Raw genomic sequence first — 17,341 nt, forward strand, 5'->3', positions numbered from 1 at the left:
GAATATATAATGGCTATAAAAAAACAAACCAAACAAGTCAGTATCGAAGAAACCCTTTGGGATTCTGCTAATAAGCTACGTGGCTCAGTTGAGTCATCAGAATACAAACACGTCGTTCTCGGGCTTATATTTTTGAAATTCGCTAGTGATAAGTTTGAAGAACGCAGAGCAGAACTGGTCACCGAAGGAAAAGAGAAGTATGTAGAAATGGTAGAGTTCTACACCATGAAGAATGTGTTTTACTTGCCCGACATTTCACGATGGAGTTTCCTGATTGAAAATGCAAAACAAGAGGACGTTGCTCTAAAAATTGACACTGCGCTCTTTACTCTTGAAAAGAACAATCCGTCTCTTAAAGGTGCTTTACCTGATAACTATTATTCGCGATTAGGTCTGGATGTAAGTAAACTTGCTTCCTTAATTGATACAATCAATAATATTGACACTCTAAAAGACAAACAGCAAGACATTGTGGGGCGTGTTTATGAATATTTCCTTAGTAAGTTTGCACTGGCAGAAGGAAAAGGCAAGGGAGAATTCTATACCCCTAAAAGTATCGTAAACCTTATTGCTGAGTTGCTTGAACCTTATAAAGGTAAAATCTATGACCCTGCTTGTGGATCGGGTGGTATGTTTGTTCAATCTGTAAAGTTTATTGAAGCGCACCACGGAAATACAAAGGATATTTCTATTTATGGACAGGAGTACACCTCTACTACTTACAAACTGGCTAAGATGAATCTTGCTATCAGGGGGATTTCTGCCAACCTTGGTGATACGGCTGAGGATACTTTTTTCAAAGATCAGCACAAGGATTTAAAAGCTGATTTCATAATGGCAAACCCTCCGTTTAACCAAAAACAATGGAGAGCTGATACTGAGTTGACAGATGATCCGCGTTGGGCAGGTTATGAAGTCCCCCCCACTGGAAACGCCAATTATGCATGGATTTTAAATATCGTTTCTAAATTGTCTGACAATGGTGTGGCTGGATATTTGTTGGCGAATGGTGCACTAAGCGGCGGTGGAGATGAATATAAAATACGCAGAAAGCTTATTGAAAATAATCTGGTGGAAGCCATTTTGGTTCTACCCCGAAACCTGTTTTATACCACAGATATCAGTGTTACACTTTGGATACTTAATAAAAATAAAAAAGCCCGGACAATAGAGCAAAATGGAAATCTTAAAAAATATCGTAACCGCGCAGATGAAATCCTCTTTATGGATTTAAGGCAAATGGGCGTTCCGTTTGAAAAGAAATACATCCAATTTTCAGATGCAGATATTAAAAAAGTGGCCACTACTTACCATAATTGGCAACAAAGTAATTACGAAAATACCTACCAGAATACCGCGGAGTTTTGTTACAGTGCAAAGTTGCATGAAGTAGTGAAGAAAGATTTCTCTTTAGTACCTAGTAAATATATTGAGTTCGTTAACCGTGATGAGAGCATTGATTTTAGTGAGAAGATGGCGGCTTTGCAATCAGAATTTGCTGAATTACTGAAAGCTGAAGAAAATTCTAAGAAAGAATTACTTACCGTTTTTAAGGAGCTAGGTTATGAAATCAAATTATAAGCGACTCGGTGATTATATCCACAAGGTCGATAATCGAAATACTGCTCTATTAGTAGATAAACTATGGGGTCTAAGTATGACCAAAGAGTTTAGAGAAACTACTTCAAACACTGTCGGTACAGATATGTCTCTTTATAAAGTAATGAGTAAATGGCAGTTTGCTTGTGATTTTATGTCTGTTATTCGGGTTAACAAATTGCCCGTCGTATTAAAAACAGACGATGAACCGAATTTGGTATCGCCTGCGTATCCTGTTTTTGAAGTGAATGACATTAATGCACTTCATCCTGAATATTTAATGATGTGGTTTAGTAGACCTGAGTTTGATAGGTATGCTGTCTTTAAATGCGACAGTGCAATCCGTGGAGGATTTGATTGGGAGGAACTCTGTGACACATCTCTTCCAGTTCCACCCATTACTAAGCAAAAAGAAGTTGTAAAAGAATACAAAGTGTTGGTGGATAGAATAAATCTGAACAACCGTGTCATTCAAAATTTAGAGGAAACCGCACAGGCTATATACAAACAGTGGTTTATTGATTTTGAATTTCCCGATAATAATGGAAAACCATATAGATCATATGGTGGGAAGATGGTAGAAAGTGAATTGGGAGATGTTCCTAAGGATTGGGAAGTGATTTCTATCAAAGAACTTTGTGTAGAAATGAAATCAGGCGGAACTCCAAGCAGAGATAATGTAGAGTATTGGGATAGCAGAGATGTACCTTGGTTGAAAACTGGAGAAGTTAGCAATAAAGTATTGGTTGAAGCCGAAGAGTATATTTCTTTCAAAGGGTTAAAAAATAGTTCAGCAAAAATTTTACCAATTAATTCAGTGTTAATTGCTATGTATGGTGAAGGAAGAACAAAAGGGCAAGTAGGTTATTTGAAATTTGAAGCGTCAACAAATCAGGCATGTTGTGCAATGATTTGTGAAAATGAATATATTTCTTCATACCTATATTATTATCTTTTAATAAACCGAGACGAGATTTCAAATATGGCTAATGGTGGAGCTCAACCAAACCTCAGTAAAGCGCTTATTGAAGAGTTGAGAATTATAAAGCCAACAAGAGAGTTACTTTTAAGGCACCCATTCATAAAAATTCTCAATTCAATAGAAAGTATAACAAGAGAAAATATAAGTCTTGAAAAAATCAAAGGCTTGTTGCTCTCCAAACTTGCAACAATGGAGGATAAACTATGAAATTCACAGAAGAATCCTTAGAGCAAGCAGTTATAGAGTTGTTTGAAGCTGAAAACTATCAACACCAAAGTGGTATGTATATTCACAAGGAAATGAGCGATGTACTTCTTCGTGATGATATAAAAATATATTTGCGCAATCGTTATTTAGAAGATGAGATTACAGTAAATGAGGTAGAAAGCATCATTCGCCAAATGGAAGTGATGCCGTCTTCTGCCTTGTACGATAGCAACAAAGCCATTATGAAAATGATTTCAGATGGCTTTGTTTTAAAACGAGAAGACCGTAGTAAGAAAGACTTATTTATTCAATTGATCGATTTTGAAACTTTAGATAATAACCTATTTAAAATAGTCAACCAGTTAGAAATACAAGGTTATGAAAAACGCATTCCTGATGGAATTGTATATGTGAACGGTTTGCCTTTAGTAGTATTAGAGTTTAAGAGTGCCGTCAAAGAAAACACTACGATTAAAGATGCCTATACACAGCTTACAGTTCGTTATCGTAGAGATATTCCTGAACTTTTTAAATATAATGCTCTTTGTGTTATTAGTGACGGCGTAAATAACAAATCAGGTTCGCTATTTGCTCCTTATGATTTCTTTTATGCCTGGCGTAAAATTGAAGGCAGCGATTTACTGGATAAAGAAGGAATTGATTCGCTTTTTACGATGGTAAAAGGTCTGTTTAACCAAAAACGTCTGCTCGATGTAGTTCGACACTTTGTATATTTTCCAGATACAAGCACCAAAGAAGAAAAGATTGTCCCTCGCTATCCGCAATACTATGCCGCTAACAAATTGCTTGAAAGCATTAAGCGGAATATGAAACCACACGGAACTGGTAAAGGTGGTACTTATTTTGGGGCAACAGGATGTGGCAAGAGTTTTACAATGCTTTACCTCACAAGGCTTTTGATGCGTAGTGTGCATTTTCAAAGCCCAACAATTGTCCTGATAACTGACAGAACTGATCTAGATGATCAGCTTTCAGGACAATTTAACAACGCTAAGAGTTTTATTGGTGATGACTTAGTAGTAAGTGTAGAAAGTCGTGCCGATTTGAAAATCTATTTGCAAAGCAGGAAGAGTGGTGGAGTATTCTTAACTACTATTCATAAGTTTAATGCAGACACTGACTTGCTTACAGAAAGAGCAAATGTAATTTGTATTTCAGATGAAGCACATCGTTCGCAAATCAATCTCGATCAGAAAATAAAAATCACAAAAGATGGTGTAGAGAAGAAATATGGATTTGCCAAGCATTTGCACGACTCCTTACCCAATGCCACTTATGTAGGTTTCACAGGAACTCCAATTGATGCCACAATGGATGTTTTTGGTGAAGTAGAAGATTCATATACAATGAAAGAGTCGGTTTATGACGAAATCACTGTTAGGATTGTGTATGAAGGTAGAGCTGCCAAAGTGAATTTGAATAATATCAAGTTACAAGAGATTGAAGACTATTATAAAGTATGCGAAACAGCTGGCGCCAATGAGTATCAGATAGATGAAAGTAAAAGAGCTGTAACTCAAATGGATGTTATTCTGGGTGATCCTAAACGCTTGAAATTAGTGGCAAAAGATTTTGTCGAGCATTACGAGAAGCGACTTGAAGAAGGTGCAACTGTAAAAGGTAAAGTAATGTTTGTGGCTTCCAATCGTTCGATTGCTTATGAACTATATAAACAGATAATTGCCTTGCGCCCACAATGGGCAGAGATCGGGGAATGTGATGAAGGTGTAGAGCTTACAGAAAAAGAAAGACAAGAAATAAAGCCAATTGAAAAGATTAAAATGGTCATGACTCGAAACCAAGATGACCCCAAAGAGTTGTACGATTTACTGGGTACAAAAGATTATCGAAAAGAACTAGATAGGCAATATAAAAACGAAAAATCAAACTTCAAAATTGCCATTGTAGTAGATATGTGGCTTACTGGTTTTGACGTACCTTTCTTAGATACAATCTACATAGATAAACCTATTCAACAACATTCCTTAATTCAGACCATATCGCGAGTAAACCGTGTATATGAAGGGAAAGAGAATGGTTTGGTGGTAGATTATATTGGCATTAAGAGTAATATGAACGTGGCGTTAAAAAAATATGGTGTAGTAAATGGTGAAAACTTTGATGGCACTGACAAGGCTGTTGTTATTGTAAAAGACCAATTAGATTTGCTGGCGAGGCTGTTCCACAAGTTTGATAGTTCCGCTTATTTTAAGGGAACTCCATTACAACAATTACATTGCTTAAATCGAGCAGCAGAATTTGCACAGCAAACAGAGGAAGTAGAAAAGAGATTTATGGCAATTGTTAAGAAACTTCGTTCCGCATATAATTTATGTTGCTCAAGTGAAGATATTAACCAATCTGAGAGAGACCACATCCACTTCTATTTTGCTATCAAATCCATCATTCATAAATTAACCGTAGGAGAAGCCCCTGATACATCTCAGATGAATGAGAAAGTAAGACAGATGATACAGGAAGCATTGATTAGTGAAGGTATTGAGGAAATATTTAAACTCGATAAAAATGACCCTAATAATAATGCGGATATATTCAGTGATGAGTACTTGGCGAAAATTGATAAAATCAAATTACCAAACACTAAGATCAAGCTCTTACAGAAGCTATTGGCCAAAGCCATTGAGGAGTTTAAGAAAACCAATAGAATCCAAGGTGTGGATTTTTCAAAGAGATTAAAGAAACTGATCGACGTTTACAATGAAAGAAAAGACTTTCAAGCAATGCAAAGTGATATATTAGACGATGTCGCGGACCAGTTTGCAAATTTGTTTGAAGAACTTGTAAGAGAACGAAACTCATTTAAAGATCTTGGGATTGATTTTGAGGAAAAAGCTTTTTACGATATTTTGAAGGCAATTGCCGAAAAATATAAATTTGAATACGCACATGATAAACTGCTGAAACTCTCGCAAGAGATTAAAAAAATTATTGACGACAAAGCTAGATACACTGATTGGTCGCACCGTGAAGATATCAAGGCAGAATTGAAAGTGGATTTGATTTTAACACTTGCTGATAATGGATATCCACCAGTTCCAAAAGATGAAATATTTAAAGAGATTTTTGAGCAAGCAGAGAATTTTAAGAAGTATAGAGTTGATTGAAATAAGAACAAAAGTTCGCTGACAACCTCCTGTCAGCGAACTTTTGCTTATAATAGACTTACACAATAGCAAGGAACCCAGTAGCGGCTACGTTTGGGAAATGACAATCCGAAAGGACGGAGAACCATGAAAATATTCCACACAGCAGACTGGCATCTCGGCAAGCTGGTGCAAGGCGTCTATATGACAGAGGATCAGCAATACATCCTTGAACAATTTATCAAGGATATTGAGTCAGAGCAGCCCGATGCCATCATTATCGCAGGCGATCTATACGATCGTGCGGTTCCACCTACGGAAGCGGTGCAGTTGCTTGATCGGGTGCTGCAGAAGATTATATTGCAGTTGAAAATTCCTGTACTGGCGGTGGCGGGTAATCATGACAGTCCAAGCCGTCTTGACTTCGGCAGCACCATTATGAGAGCCTCGGGGCTACATATCGCCGGAGAACTTACTACCTCCATGGAGCCCGTGGTATTGAGTGATGAGCATGGTGAAGTTCACTTCCATCTCATCCCTTATGCTGAGCCGGGGAAAGTACGTTATTTACTTGGTGATGAGAGTATTAGAACACATAATGATGCCATGCAGAAGATTACGGAGAATATTAAAAGAGCGATGGACCTGAGCGCCCGCCATATTTTTGTGGGACATGCTTTTGTAACTCCTGGTGGTGTAGCACAGGATAATACAAGTGATTCTGAGCGGCCGTTGTCAATCGGTGGGGCTGAACATGTGAGTTCCGAATATTTTGAAGGATTCCATTACACTGCATTAGGTCACTTGCACCAGGCACATCATGTTGGAAACGAAACAGTCCGGTATGCCGGCTCACCGCTTAAGTATTCGATTTCGGAAGAACATCATAACAAGGGATATTTAATTGTCCACCTAGATCAGCATGGAAACACAACGATTGAACGAAAATTGCTGACCCCACGACGTGATATGCGTACAGTCGAAGGTTTTATCGCAGATATTGAGCGGCATGTCATCAATGAGGATTATGTGTTCGTCCGCTTGCTGGATGAAGTGTTGGTGTCATCGCCAATGGAACGGGTACGCTCTGTATATCCTAACGCAATGCATGTAGAACGCAAGATGACGATCCCAGGGTTGATTGGGGAGCCACTGATGGTTGAAGGACGAGCAAAGATGGATGGACTTTCGTTGTTCAAAGCTTTTTATAAAGATGTAAGAGGAACAGAGCTATCGCCAGAAACAGAGAAGTTGTTTATCGAAACGCTGCAGGAGATCTTGGAGAAAGAAGGAGAGCGTTATGAGACCGTTGAAGTTGACAATGACGGCGTTCGGGCCGTATAAGGATACAGAGATTATTGATTTCTCTGAACTTAAAGAGCATCGCTTATTTGTGGTATCAGGAAATACGGGTGCTGGGAAGACATCGATTTTTGACGCGATCTGTTTCGCTTTGTACGGAGATGCAAGTGGTGAAGATAGAAATGATAACAAGATGCTCCGGAGCCATTTCGCCGATGACCAGGTCCACACGTCAGTTGATTTGGAATTTGAGCTGAAAGGTCGGACGTACCGTGTATTTCGGCAGTTGGCCCATGTGAAGACCGGAAATAAAGGTGCGACAGGAGATAGTTATGAACTGTACGAAATTAGCAGTGGAAAGGCTGTCCCCATTGTCGATCGTTTTATCGTGTCGCAGGTAGATGAGAAAATTCGCGGACTTATTGGACTCACCAAGGAGCAGTTTAGTCAGATCGTTATGCTGCCACAGGGTGAATTCCGCAAGCTGCTCACCTCAGAGACAGAGAACAAGGAAGAGATCTTGCGCCGGATTTTTAAGACAGGGTTATATAAACAGGTCACGGACCATTTGAATGAACAACGCAAGGACATACAGCAAATTTGCTCGGAGCAAGCGAAGATGCTGGAATATCATATCGGTAATGTGAAAGGTGCTCTAGGCGGGCGTGAAGTCTCTGACTTATACAAGGTTTTTGAGCAGGAGAACTACAATACTTATCAAGTGCTTGAAGCATTGGATAAAGAGATTGAATATTATACTGTGCAACTGAAAGAAAAGAAGCTGCTGTTGCAATCTGAACTCACCAAATTCCAAGAACATACGGCTATTTATCATCAAGCACAAGCGGTGAATGGACAATATGATCTGTTAGATCAGAAATCTGAGGTGAAGCAACAGCTAGTAGCGAAAGAGGATGTTATCAAGCAGCAAACAGTGCAGCTGTCTCTGGCGGAGCAAGCGGTTCACCTTCAGGTCTATGAACAACATAATATTAAAATGACGGATGAACTAAGTCGTAAAAGCGAGTTGCTCGAAGCTGCGCTTATAGAATGCCTGCAGGCTGAAACTGCCCTCAATACGGCTATTGCTCTCTATAAGCAGGAAGAGGGAAAGGAAGAATTACGGAATCAATCTTTACGTGAACTGGATCGGCTTCAAGGATATCTCCCGACAGTAAAAGAGATTGATCAGAGACAGCAACGAGTCATGAAGCTTACGATAGAAGTCGATACCTTGTCTAAGCAGCTGAACGGCTCAATTGATGAGCTGGAGAAGAAACAGAGGCATCGACTCTCTAAGGCAGCGCAAGTTAAGGAACTGGAAGATAAGGTTCTTCATTTGCCGGCAAAGACTGAGAAGCTTAACCAGTTAAGACAGCAGGCTGTAACTATGAAAGAATATCTCGGCCTGTTAGACAAACTTACAATAGAACAAGCAGAAGAAAGAGAGAATAAAGGGTCATTTGAACAAGCGGATCAGGCGTATTCTGCAATTGAGGAACGCTGGATTGAAGGACAAGCAGGATTGCTTGCAAGTCATCTTCATGATGGTGAGTTATGTCCAGTCTGCGGAAGTCTTGATCATCCCCAAAAAGCTGCTGCCACCGGCGACATTCCTACCAAAGAAGAGCTTGAACGGATGCGTAAGGAGAAATCTTCATTTGAAAAAAAATACCTCGAAGTAAAGGCGAAGCTCACAACTACTGAACAGCAGATTAAAGAGAAGCAGCAACAGTTGCTTGAACTGGGATATCCGTTAGAAGGGATTCAGAGTGTCTATGCTGATCTGCAGATAGAGGGAAAGGCACTGGTTGAAGAGGAGAAGCAACTGAAGGAAGAGAATTCTATGTTGACTCCACTCAAGCAAGCACTAGATACACTGGACAGCAAATTGGAGGAGTTACGCAAACAAAAGGAACATACGCTAAATCTGTTCAATAGCAAAAATACAGAATATGTAACTGAGAAAGCATTATTTGATCAATCGTTATCCAGCTTGCCTGAAGATGTCCGTAGTCTCGAGAAATTGGAGCAGCATATCAAGATTGCAGAGAGTAACAAAAGGCAGCTGGAGAGTGCGTGGAAGCAAGCACAGAGTCAATACCAGGAAGCGAACGAACGGAATATAAAGGCATCAGCAAGCCGAGTCAATGCTGAGAATGGAAAAAGTGAAGCAACTACCAATAAGGACAAGGCTCTTCAAAGTTACCTCGGAGCGTTAGAACAAGCTGGGTTCGCTTCAGAAGAAAGCTATAAAGCAGCGAAGATGAGCAATGAGGCTCAGGCTGATCTGAAGAGTCAGATTGAAATGCACAAGGCCTCACTGGCATCGGTAACCAAGCAAATTGAGGAATTAAGTTTCACGCTGGCAGGCAAAGAACGTCAAGATCTTGCCATCCTGCAGAAGCTTCTAGATGATCTGGAACAATCTATTGATATCGTTCGCGCGGAGTCTATCCAAGCCGGGAATAACTTTGATAAAGGCTCGGAATTTAAGGCGAATATTCTTGAGGCTGAGCGTAGCTGCCAAGAGGCTGAACGCGAATACCTAGTCGTGAAAGATTTGTATGATGTTGTGCGCGGAGAGAATAGTAGTAAGATCTCCTTTGAACGCTATCTGCAAATTGAGTTTTTAGATAAAATTATTCACAATGCAAACCATCGGCTACAAAAGATGTCCGGAGGACAATACTATCTTGTCCGTAGCGACCGTATGGAGAAACGCGGCAAGCAAAGTGGCCTTGGATTTGATGTGTATGACAATTATACCGGTCAACTGAGGGATGTGAAGACATTATCCGGTGGAGAAAAGTTTAATGCTTCGCTGTGTCTAGCGCTTGGAATGGCAGATGTTATTCAAGCTTATGATGGCGGCGTTTCACTAGAAACCATGTTCATCGACGAGGGTTTTGGTTCACTGGACGAAGAGTCTCTGAACAAAGCCATTGATACTCTGATTGACCTGCAACAGTCCGGCCGAATGATTGGTGTGATCTCACATGTTCAGGAGCTGAAGAGCGCGATACCGGCAATCCTGGAGGTGAAGAAAACGAGGGAAGGGTATAGTTATACTAACTTTTATGTGATTTAGATGAATCGATGGTACATTTTTTGTAGTGATGATTATAGGGAATCTCTATAGTCCGTATGCTAGTCAAAATTTATAAAAGAAAAGAGATGGATTTCCGATAACGGTAGTTCGTCTCTTTTCTGCATTAATCACAGGAACTAGCTAAAAAATAAACCAAAGGGAATATTTGGTCGACAGGCTACTTTTTTTGTCGTATTGTTTATTTACAGGAGAATGTGCCGCAAGAACTACATAATAAAAAATGTGCATTATCAATAACGATTAAATAATATAGCCCTAAAACATGTTTTCGGTGCCCAGTTATTAACCGAGCAAACGATATCAAAGACGAAATATTTGAGGGAAGCATTATGACGATTAATAATGAACAATTAAAGTCAGGGACAAACATTAGATTTATTAATGCTGTTTTGAATCGTGAATTTGAGGAAGTAGAAAGATTCTTAGAAATACCCGAAATTTCGAGGAACTTGAATGCTGAGGATAATGGGAGAACCGTATTGATGTATGCTGCAGAGCGTGGGCTTGAAGACATGGTGGAGATGCTTATACTCCGTGGAGGGGCAGAACCTAACTATATCAACAGTTATGGAAAGACGGCGCTAGATTACGCCAAATCAAAGAATAATATTAGTGTAGAGCGAATTTTACTCCAATATACTGCAGTGCCTAGTAGTGATTTCAACTCAAAGTCTAATGCAGCGCCAGTAGCCGGAAATAAAAGATTGAAGCAAAAATCATTTAGCGTCTCTCCGTTGTTCCAAGAAGAACAACGGTATTTAGATGGAACTATTGAATTAATCAATCATCGGCTGAATGAGGTGAATAACCTGCCGAATGCAGGTGTTGACCGATCGACTCGTCGTGCTCTTCAACGACATTTTGCTGATAGCAGTGATAATCTAAAAAACAGCCTACAATTACCTTACTTTGGAAGGATAGATTTCAAACAAGAAACTAGCCAATCAAATGAGTCGTTATATATTGGAAAGTTTAGCCTGGCTGATGGGAACGATAAGCTACGGGTCATCAACTGGTCGACCCCAGCAGGTGCTCTCTTCTATAGCAGGAGACTAGGACGTATAGAGGATCATAGTCTGGGAAAAGGTGAAGTTAAGCTGATTCGAAATATTACAATTAGAAATCAGCAGATTAAGGATATTCATGATGTCGGTGAGGAGAGTATGTTTGATCCCTTATTAGTTTCGCGGTTACAAGGAAATGCTAAAAAGCAGATGCAGGACATCGTAGAAACCATTCAAGAAGAACAAGATCGAATTATTCGACTCCCCAAAAATAATCCAATAATTGTGCAAGGGTCGGCGGGGTCGGGAAAGACAACGGTTGCTTTGCATCGACTTGCCTACTTGTTTCATAACCATCCTGAGCTGTTGCCAGAACGGATGATTATATTTGGACCCAATCAGATGTTCATGTCTTACATCGCTGAGGTGCTGCCAGGGCTAGGGTTAGAGGGTGTTGAACAAGTGTCATTCGATGATTGGGCTGTAAAGCGTTTAAGTCATACTGGTTATAAGATGAGTCGAGTTAATCCTTATCAAGCTTATGAGAATCCTCAATTTTTTAAGTGGTGTGCTTGGCGAGGGTCTATGTTATGCAAAGATAAATTACAAGGTTTAGTCGAAAGTTATACCTATGACATGGCTCCAGTGATTGGTGTTTTAGCTGAGACAGAGATGTTTCGCTTTGAAGCTGGTAACATTGAATTGCGACGCTGGTATTTCGAGGATTTCAAGTACGATAAACCATGGACCCGTCATGAGAAAGTTTTGAAAAATATTAAGTATCGGTTTGATTGGTATGTTAAGCAGCAGATGAGAGAGTTGGAAAGAACTAATCGTGATATATTACCAGAAACGAAGGCTTCGCTTGCTGAGTTGAATCGTCGATTTGACGATTCATATGGGCAACTGACAAGAGAGTGGCGCAAAATTAATGAATTTGAAATATATTTCGAGGCTTTTTCTGATTTTAAGCAGATGACCAGTCTATTAGAAGGTTGGTCTGAAGACGAGATAACACGAATTTGTGACTATGTTAAGAGACAAAGTGAGCACAGACAATTTTCGTATGAGGATCTTCCTGCGCTTCTCTATATTCGAAATGCACTTTCTGATGGTATCGGTGTGATAGAAAAGAATAGCCCCACTTCGGCAAAATATCAATATACAGTAGTGGATGAGGCACAGGATTTTTCTCCTTTTCAACTATGGTTAATCAGTGAGTTAACAGTAAACGGGGGGTTAATGATTTTAGGTGATCTTGCTCAAGCGGTCCATGCTTATCGTGGATTAGATAACTGGTCACAGGTTCAAGAATTATTTGATGGCGTTTGTGATTTATGTATGTTAACTGTCAGTTACCGCTCGACTATTGAAATAATTCAGGTAGCAAATGCAATAATCAAACCTTGGAGTGATGGAAAAATCACACTTTCGAAGCCGATTCTACGCAATGGAAATAAGCCAAGTCTCCACATCTTTGAAAATAGTATAGAGCAAGTGAATGCATTACCCAGCTTAGTGAAACAACTTCGGAATGTGGGTCATTCAAAAATAGCTATAATTACGAAAACCAGTAAATGGAACTCTGATATTGCTAGGACTTTGAGAGGCGCTGGGATTCAGTCAAAAGCTGTAGAAAGGCCAAATCAATTTCATTCCCAAGATTCCCAAGATGAAGATATCATCCTAATCGATGCGGCCCTTTCAAAGGGCTTAGAATTTGATGCTACTATTGTATTTGATGTTTCTTGCAATATATATGATGATTCAGAATTTGATCGAAAGCTTCTTTATGTAGGTTGTACTCGTGCTCTTCATGAAATGTATCTAACCTGTACTGTGCCTTCGACTCTATTAAATGGTATAGAGGGGAACTTGATTAATCCTATTGATTGAGTAGATCTTTATCATAGAAAACACTCATGTACTTGCTATTACTTGTATCCTCCCCCAACGGAGGATTTTTTTTATGCGAACATACACTCGCTGACAGAGTATTGCTTTCACTGATAAACAAATTAGCTAAGGAACAGGTCTTAATTGATGGTTTCAAAAAACACTCGGAGTTAGCGAAAAACAAGTTAACTTGCGAAAGCAGCGAGAGGATTTACTGTTATTACAGTTTAAATAAGGAACTGAACCGAGCCCTCGAACCGTATAAATGCAAAGTTAAGTTAGTCCCTCACATTAAACTAATAAGAATGGGTGATGACATTGATGGTAAATATGGAACTGACTGAAGGGATGATGAGATCTGAGGGTTGGGCATACTTGTTTGATCTTTCATTTTTGGAGCACACGGAAGATGAGGATGCTATCGATAAGCATATACGGAGCATCTACAAAACAGCAATTGATGGTTTACTAAACCAAAGATCTAAGAAGCTGAAAAAGGGTCCTATTGTATTCTGGAATTGTCTGAAAAGAGTAACAGGTGATCAAAATCAACTGGTTGATGGCTATATTCTGATGATCACTCCTTATTATAGACAGCTTACTGGTAGAGACTCCGACCCTATTGTGGAATCTATGTGGAAACATAAGGGATACATTCGAGCAAGCTCAGCCATACCACTATTAGAAGGCGCGGTCCCCGCGTGTATTTTAACTGAGGGGGAGGTTTATCCGTTAGATATTGATGAGACATTCTTCGAGAATTTGTCTGAACTGTTTGAAGAGCATCAATATGTGCTTTCGCTTGTTAATCCGGGGATGGCTTTGCGATCCAATCCTTATCAGAATTAATCTACATTAAAGAAAGGTGATATAGTTCATCGCCCCCTTCAGAGAATGGCGAATCTCTTACCGCCAAGATTTTCACACCGAAACTGCTCTCTTAGACGACCTCACGGCCGTCTTTTTTTGATTTCACAAGGACTTCAGACCCAACTCGTCGAAATGAGACGGATATGGATAAGGAATAATTTCCAGATGAACATACGTTCGCTGACATGTGGTGGTCTAGGCAGTATGGTCTAATGGAAATAGGTAATAGAGAGTGTAGAGTTAAATGTGATTGTCAGAATGAATGCGTATATAAGGAAGGGCTATATTGGAAGGAAGTGCAACTTTGATTGCGGAAATTCACAATAAAATCTCAAAAACGGGCAGCAACTTGTCTGACCGGCTTGAGGACAAGTTAACGGGTGATTTTTTTGGCTCGATTCGGTACCTTCCTATAGAAACTGCTTTGCAGCAAGTATTGATGGCAGTTCGTTTCGAGATCAATGATCAGGAATCGGAGTGGGAGCAAGCTATACTATCGACTCAAGGATTTGACTATGAGATCAAGTTCTGGGTTCGACATGCAGAAGGGGAAATCGATTTGATTTTGAAACTCCCCACTGCCGTTATTGGTATCGAGGTTAAATACTATAGCGGGCTCTCATCAGAGGACGAAGAGTCAGAGGAAATGGTCACACCGGGAGAAAGTATCAACCAGCTAGCTCGTTATTCCCGGTTGCTTCAAGATATTAGGCAAGAACAACCCGCGTATCTTATATTCTTAGCCCCTTTAAATATTTTGCTGCCGGTCGAACGAGATATGAAAGGGCGTTCTATCATATCACAAGATATCAAGTTGGGTTTTCTGGCTTGGCAAAATGTATTGGAGCAACTGCAAGGCATTGAATTACTGAATTTGGATATTGGTCAGAGGAGGATTTTACAGGATTTGATTGACCTCTTGCTTCAAAAAGGCTTTGATCGTTTTAGAGGATTCAGCTCTGCCGGCAAAGATAGTTTTATGAATGGGCAGTCCTATACATTCTACAAGAAAACAAAGTCATGGCCTAATTTATCATGGCCAATCCACCAAAATGTTCAGGAGGGAAACTATGTCTATATCAAATGATCTTGGCGGTAATATCAGTCTCGCTGTAAAGGTGCTGCGGGAAACGTACAAAAACTTAAATCTGCTTTTCGGTGAGATGGATATGATCGGTAAAGAAGTGGGGTTCGTTCCATTAACTCCACGATTTTTAAGATGGAAGTCAGATAGCTATGAGGATGGCTGGCTACTCAATAATTTCATCAAGATTTATTAATTGGATGGAGCTACTGCCGGTAACGAACAAGTGCCTGATTTGAAGGAAGGCGCTGTTTATGTAGTCGAGATTGAACTGGCCGGGGAAGACGCGTATCCCGAAATTACCTTATCTCGGTTTCATTATGATCTTTCCTGTTGGGAACGCATGCCTGCCATCTCGGATCATTGGCTCTTTAATGACCCATACCGAATAGAGAATCATTTTGAGATTGATTGTGTCGATGAGATCTGGACTAGTAAAGTTAAAGAAAAATCATCTAAAAAGTATTGGGGTTTTAAGCAGGCAATTGGTAAATCTATTCCGCTTGTAACAGTAAATGATGCTGAATCTATTAGAGTAGGAATATTTCAACAGTTACTAGAGTTGCCTGAGGCGTAGACTAGTATTAGCCACAGCCAGACAAAAAAAGTAACGGATAAAAACGGACTCGAACATTCAAAGGAGCTCATTATGATCAACTTATCTCAATACCAGCAAATCTTCGATATTGAAAATACCACGGAACGATGCAAAAAAGTTAATGATACCATGGATCAGTTCTGGAAATCAGAATTAGATCAGTTGGCTGGGGAATTAATTGGTCAGGATTATAGAATTGCTACATACGGTCAAACCTTAGTGACCACCTATCATGACTCGTTAAATCCTAAATATGCAGAGCAAAAGAAAGATACGAGTATAGGCAAAAAGTATTTTGCTCAAATCGTTGGCAATACAGGGAACAAAGAGTTCAATCTGCTAACACTCGAGTTTAACGGTGTTGAGCGTCAGTTTTATATCAATATAGAACTAAGTTTTTATCAAGTCTATGAGTTGATTAAGACTGGTCGTCTGAATTCGATGTTAAGTGAACTGGATAGTGAGATCAGAACATTCACCAGAACAGGTTCCTTCACGAAAAATGAAATTGAACGATCTGAATTGGAACAGACTTTAACTGCAATGATTAAACCAAGAACCAGACCTTGGGTTTATTTTGGTCTAGCACTTCCTCTGGAAGGTGAGTATCAAACCGCTGATATTGTAAATATGTTAAGAGTTATATGGGAGAAGACGGCTTCACTACGGAATTATGTAATTGAGGATAGAACACAAAGTGCTAAATCCTCGCATATTATGGCGTTGATTGCTTCGGTGGAGACGAGTTATTCGGTTTCGCTGTTTGGATATCCCTATCAGATTCATTATGGAACTCTTAAGAATGAGAAGTCGGGAACTCGGGAACAGGAATTCACATTAAAGCGGGATGGGCAGACGATTGTACAAGGCTACTTTTATTATAGTGAATACGATGTGAGATCAGCTATAAACAAACCGGTGCTTGCAGTGAATGTAGAGGGTTATAATCATATTTATGCTAATGTCTCAGGTCTTCTTGATGGTGATCGTAAGGAATGGTGGATTAAAAAATCATTTAAAATGCAAAACCAAGACAATGAGGTATTAAAGCTTCGCGCAATTGAATTACTACATCAGAATGGTATTTCGGTACGCAATGATAATGAATATCTGACAGGTACATACAACAATTCAAAGCAGCAGTTTGAAGAAGAGCTAGCCGAAATCAAAGGGAGATTCGCTTGTGCGGCCCTTTTATTCGCCCATGTTAACGGTCGTGGAGGATTCAGTTTTCTTGAACCTAATGCTCCAAGTGTTGAACCTGTGGATGACGATCCGGCAAACGATGATCATTCAACGGAGATTGTTGAGTACAACAGCAATTTTAATTTTTCAGTTATTTATGAGACGATTCAGAACTGCTCCCTGACTTTTAATAAAGAATTAATCCGTGACCTGCATCTGAATTTGACAGCTTTGGACGATAAGCATTTTGTTATTCTAAGCGGTATTTCGGGAACGGGCAAAACACAGCTAGCTAAACTCTACGCAAATGCAGTATATGGTTTGTCCTATGAAGCTGACAATCCGTATTTGTCTATTATACCTGTGCGTCCGGATTG

At 39.7% G+C, this 17,341-nt stretch carries 10 protein-coding genes; all 10 read left to right on the plus strand.

Features of this window, described 5'->3' with window-relative positions:
- Positions 1 to 9 precede the first annotated feature (9 nt).
- The gene (locus R50912_RS07270; RefSeq protein ID WP_042233546.1) at positions 10 to 1,581 is read left to right on the plus strand and encodes a type I restriction-modification system subunit M; all 1,572 of its coding nucleotides are present in this window, start codon (positions 10 to 12) and stop codon (positions 1,579 to 1,581) included.
- On the plus strand, positions 1,565 to 2,788 hold the full coding sequence (locus R50912_RS07275) for a restriction endonuclease subunit S (RefSeq protein ID WP_052416083.1): 1,224 nt from the start codon (positions 1,565 to 1,567) through the stop codon (positions 2,786 to 2,788). The genes R50912_RS07270 and R50912_RS07275 overlap by 17 nt, the downstream gene beginning before the upstream one ends.
- On the plus strand, positions 2,785 to 5,934 hold the full coding sequence (locus R50912_RS07280; RefSeq protein WP_042233548.1) for a type I restriction endonuclease subunit R: 3,150 nt from the start codon (positions 2,785 to 2,787) through the stop codon (positions 5,932 to 5,934). The genes R50912_RS07275 and R50912_RS07280 overlap by 4 nt, the downstream gene beginning before the upstream one ends.
- A 126-nt stretch (positions 5,935 to 6,060) precedes the next feature.
- The gene (locus R50912_RS07285; protein WP_042233551.1) at positions 6,061 to 7,257 is read left to right on the plus strand and encodes an exonuclease SbcCD subunit D; all 1,197 of its coding nucleotides are present in this window, start codon (positions 6,061 to 6,063) and stop codon (positions 7,255 to 7,257) included.
- A complete protein-coding gene (locus tag R50912_RS07290; RefSeq protein WP_042233553.1) occupies positions 7,214 to 10,306 on the plus strand; it encodes an AAA family ATPase in 3,093 nt (1,030 codons plus the stop codon). Before R50912_RS07285 ends, R50912_RS07290 begins: the two co-directional genes overlap by 44 nt.
- A gap of 350 nt (positions 10,307 to 10,656) precedes the next feature.
- A complete protein-coding gene (locus tag R50912_RS07295; protein WP_042233555.1) occupies positions 10,657 to 13,227 on the plus strand; it encodes a UvrD-helicase domain-containing protein in 2,571 nt (856 codons plus the stop codon).
- A gap of 321 nt (positions 13,228 to 13,548) precedes the next feature.
- Positions 13,549 to 14,076, plus strand: coding sequence for a hypothetical protein (locus R50912_RS07300; protein WP_042233557.1), 528 nt, complete (start codon positions 13,549 to 13,551; stop codon positions 14,074 to 14,076).
- A 307-nt stretch (positions 14,077 to 14,383) separates the two neighbouring features.
- Complete coding sequence (locus R50912_RS34820; protein ID WP_063840065.1) at positions 14,384 to 15,184, plus strand: NERD domain-containing protein; 801 nt, start codon at positions 14,384 to 14,386, stop codon at positions 15,182 to 15,184.
- On the plus strand, positions 15,168 to 15,377 hold the full coding sequence (locus R50912_RS07310; protein ID WP_042233558.1) for a hypothetical protein: 210 nt from the start codon (positions 15,168 to 15,170) through the stop codon (positions 15,375 to 15,377). Before R50912_RS34820 ends, R50912_RS07310 begins: the two co-directional genes overlap by 17 nt.
- On the plus strand, positions 15,378 to 15,758 hold the full coding sequence (locus R50912_RS07315; protein ID WP_042233560.1) for a hypothetical protein: 381 nt from the start codon (positions 15,378 to 15,380) through the stop codon (positions 15,756 to 15,758).
- Positions 15,759 to 17,341: the final 1,583 nt, after the last annotated feature.

This window comes from Paenibacillus sp. FSL R5-0912 (genome assembly GCF_000758605.1).
Lineage (GTDB): Bacteria > Bacillota > Bacilli > Paenibacillales > Paenibacillaceae > Paenibacillus_AQ.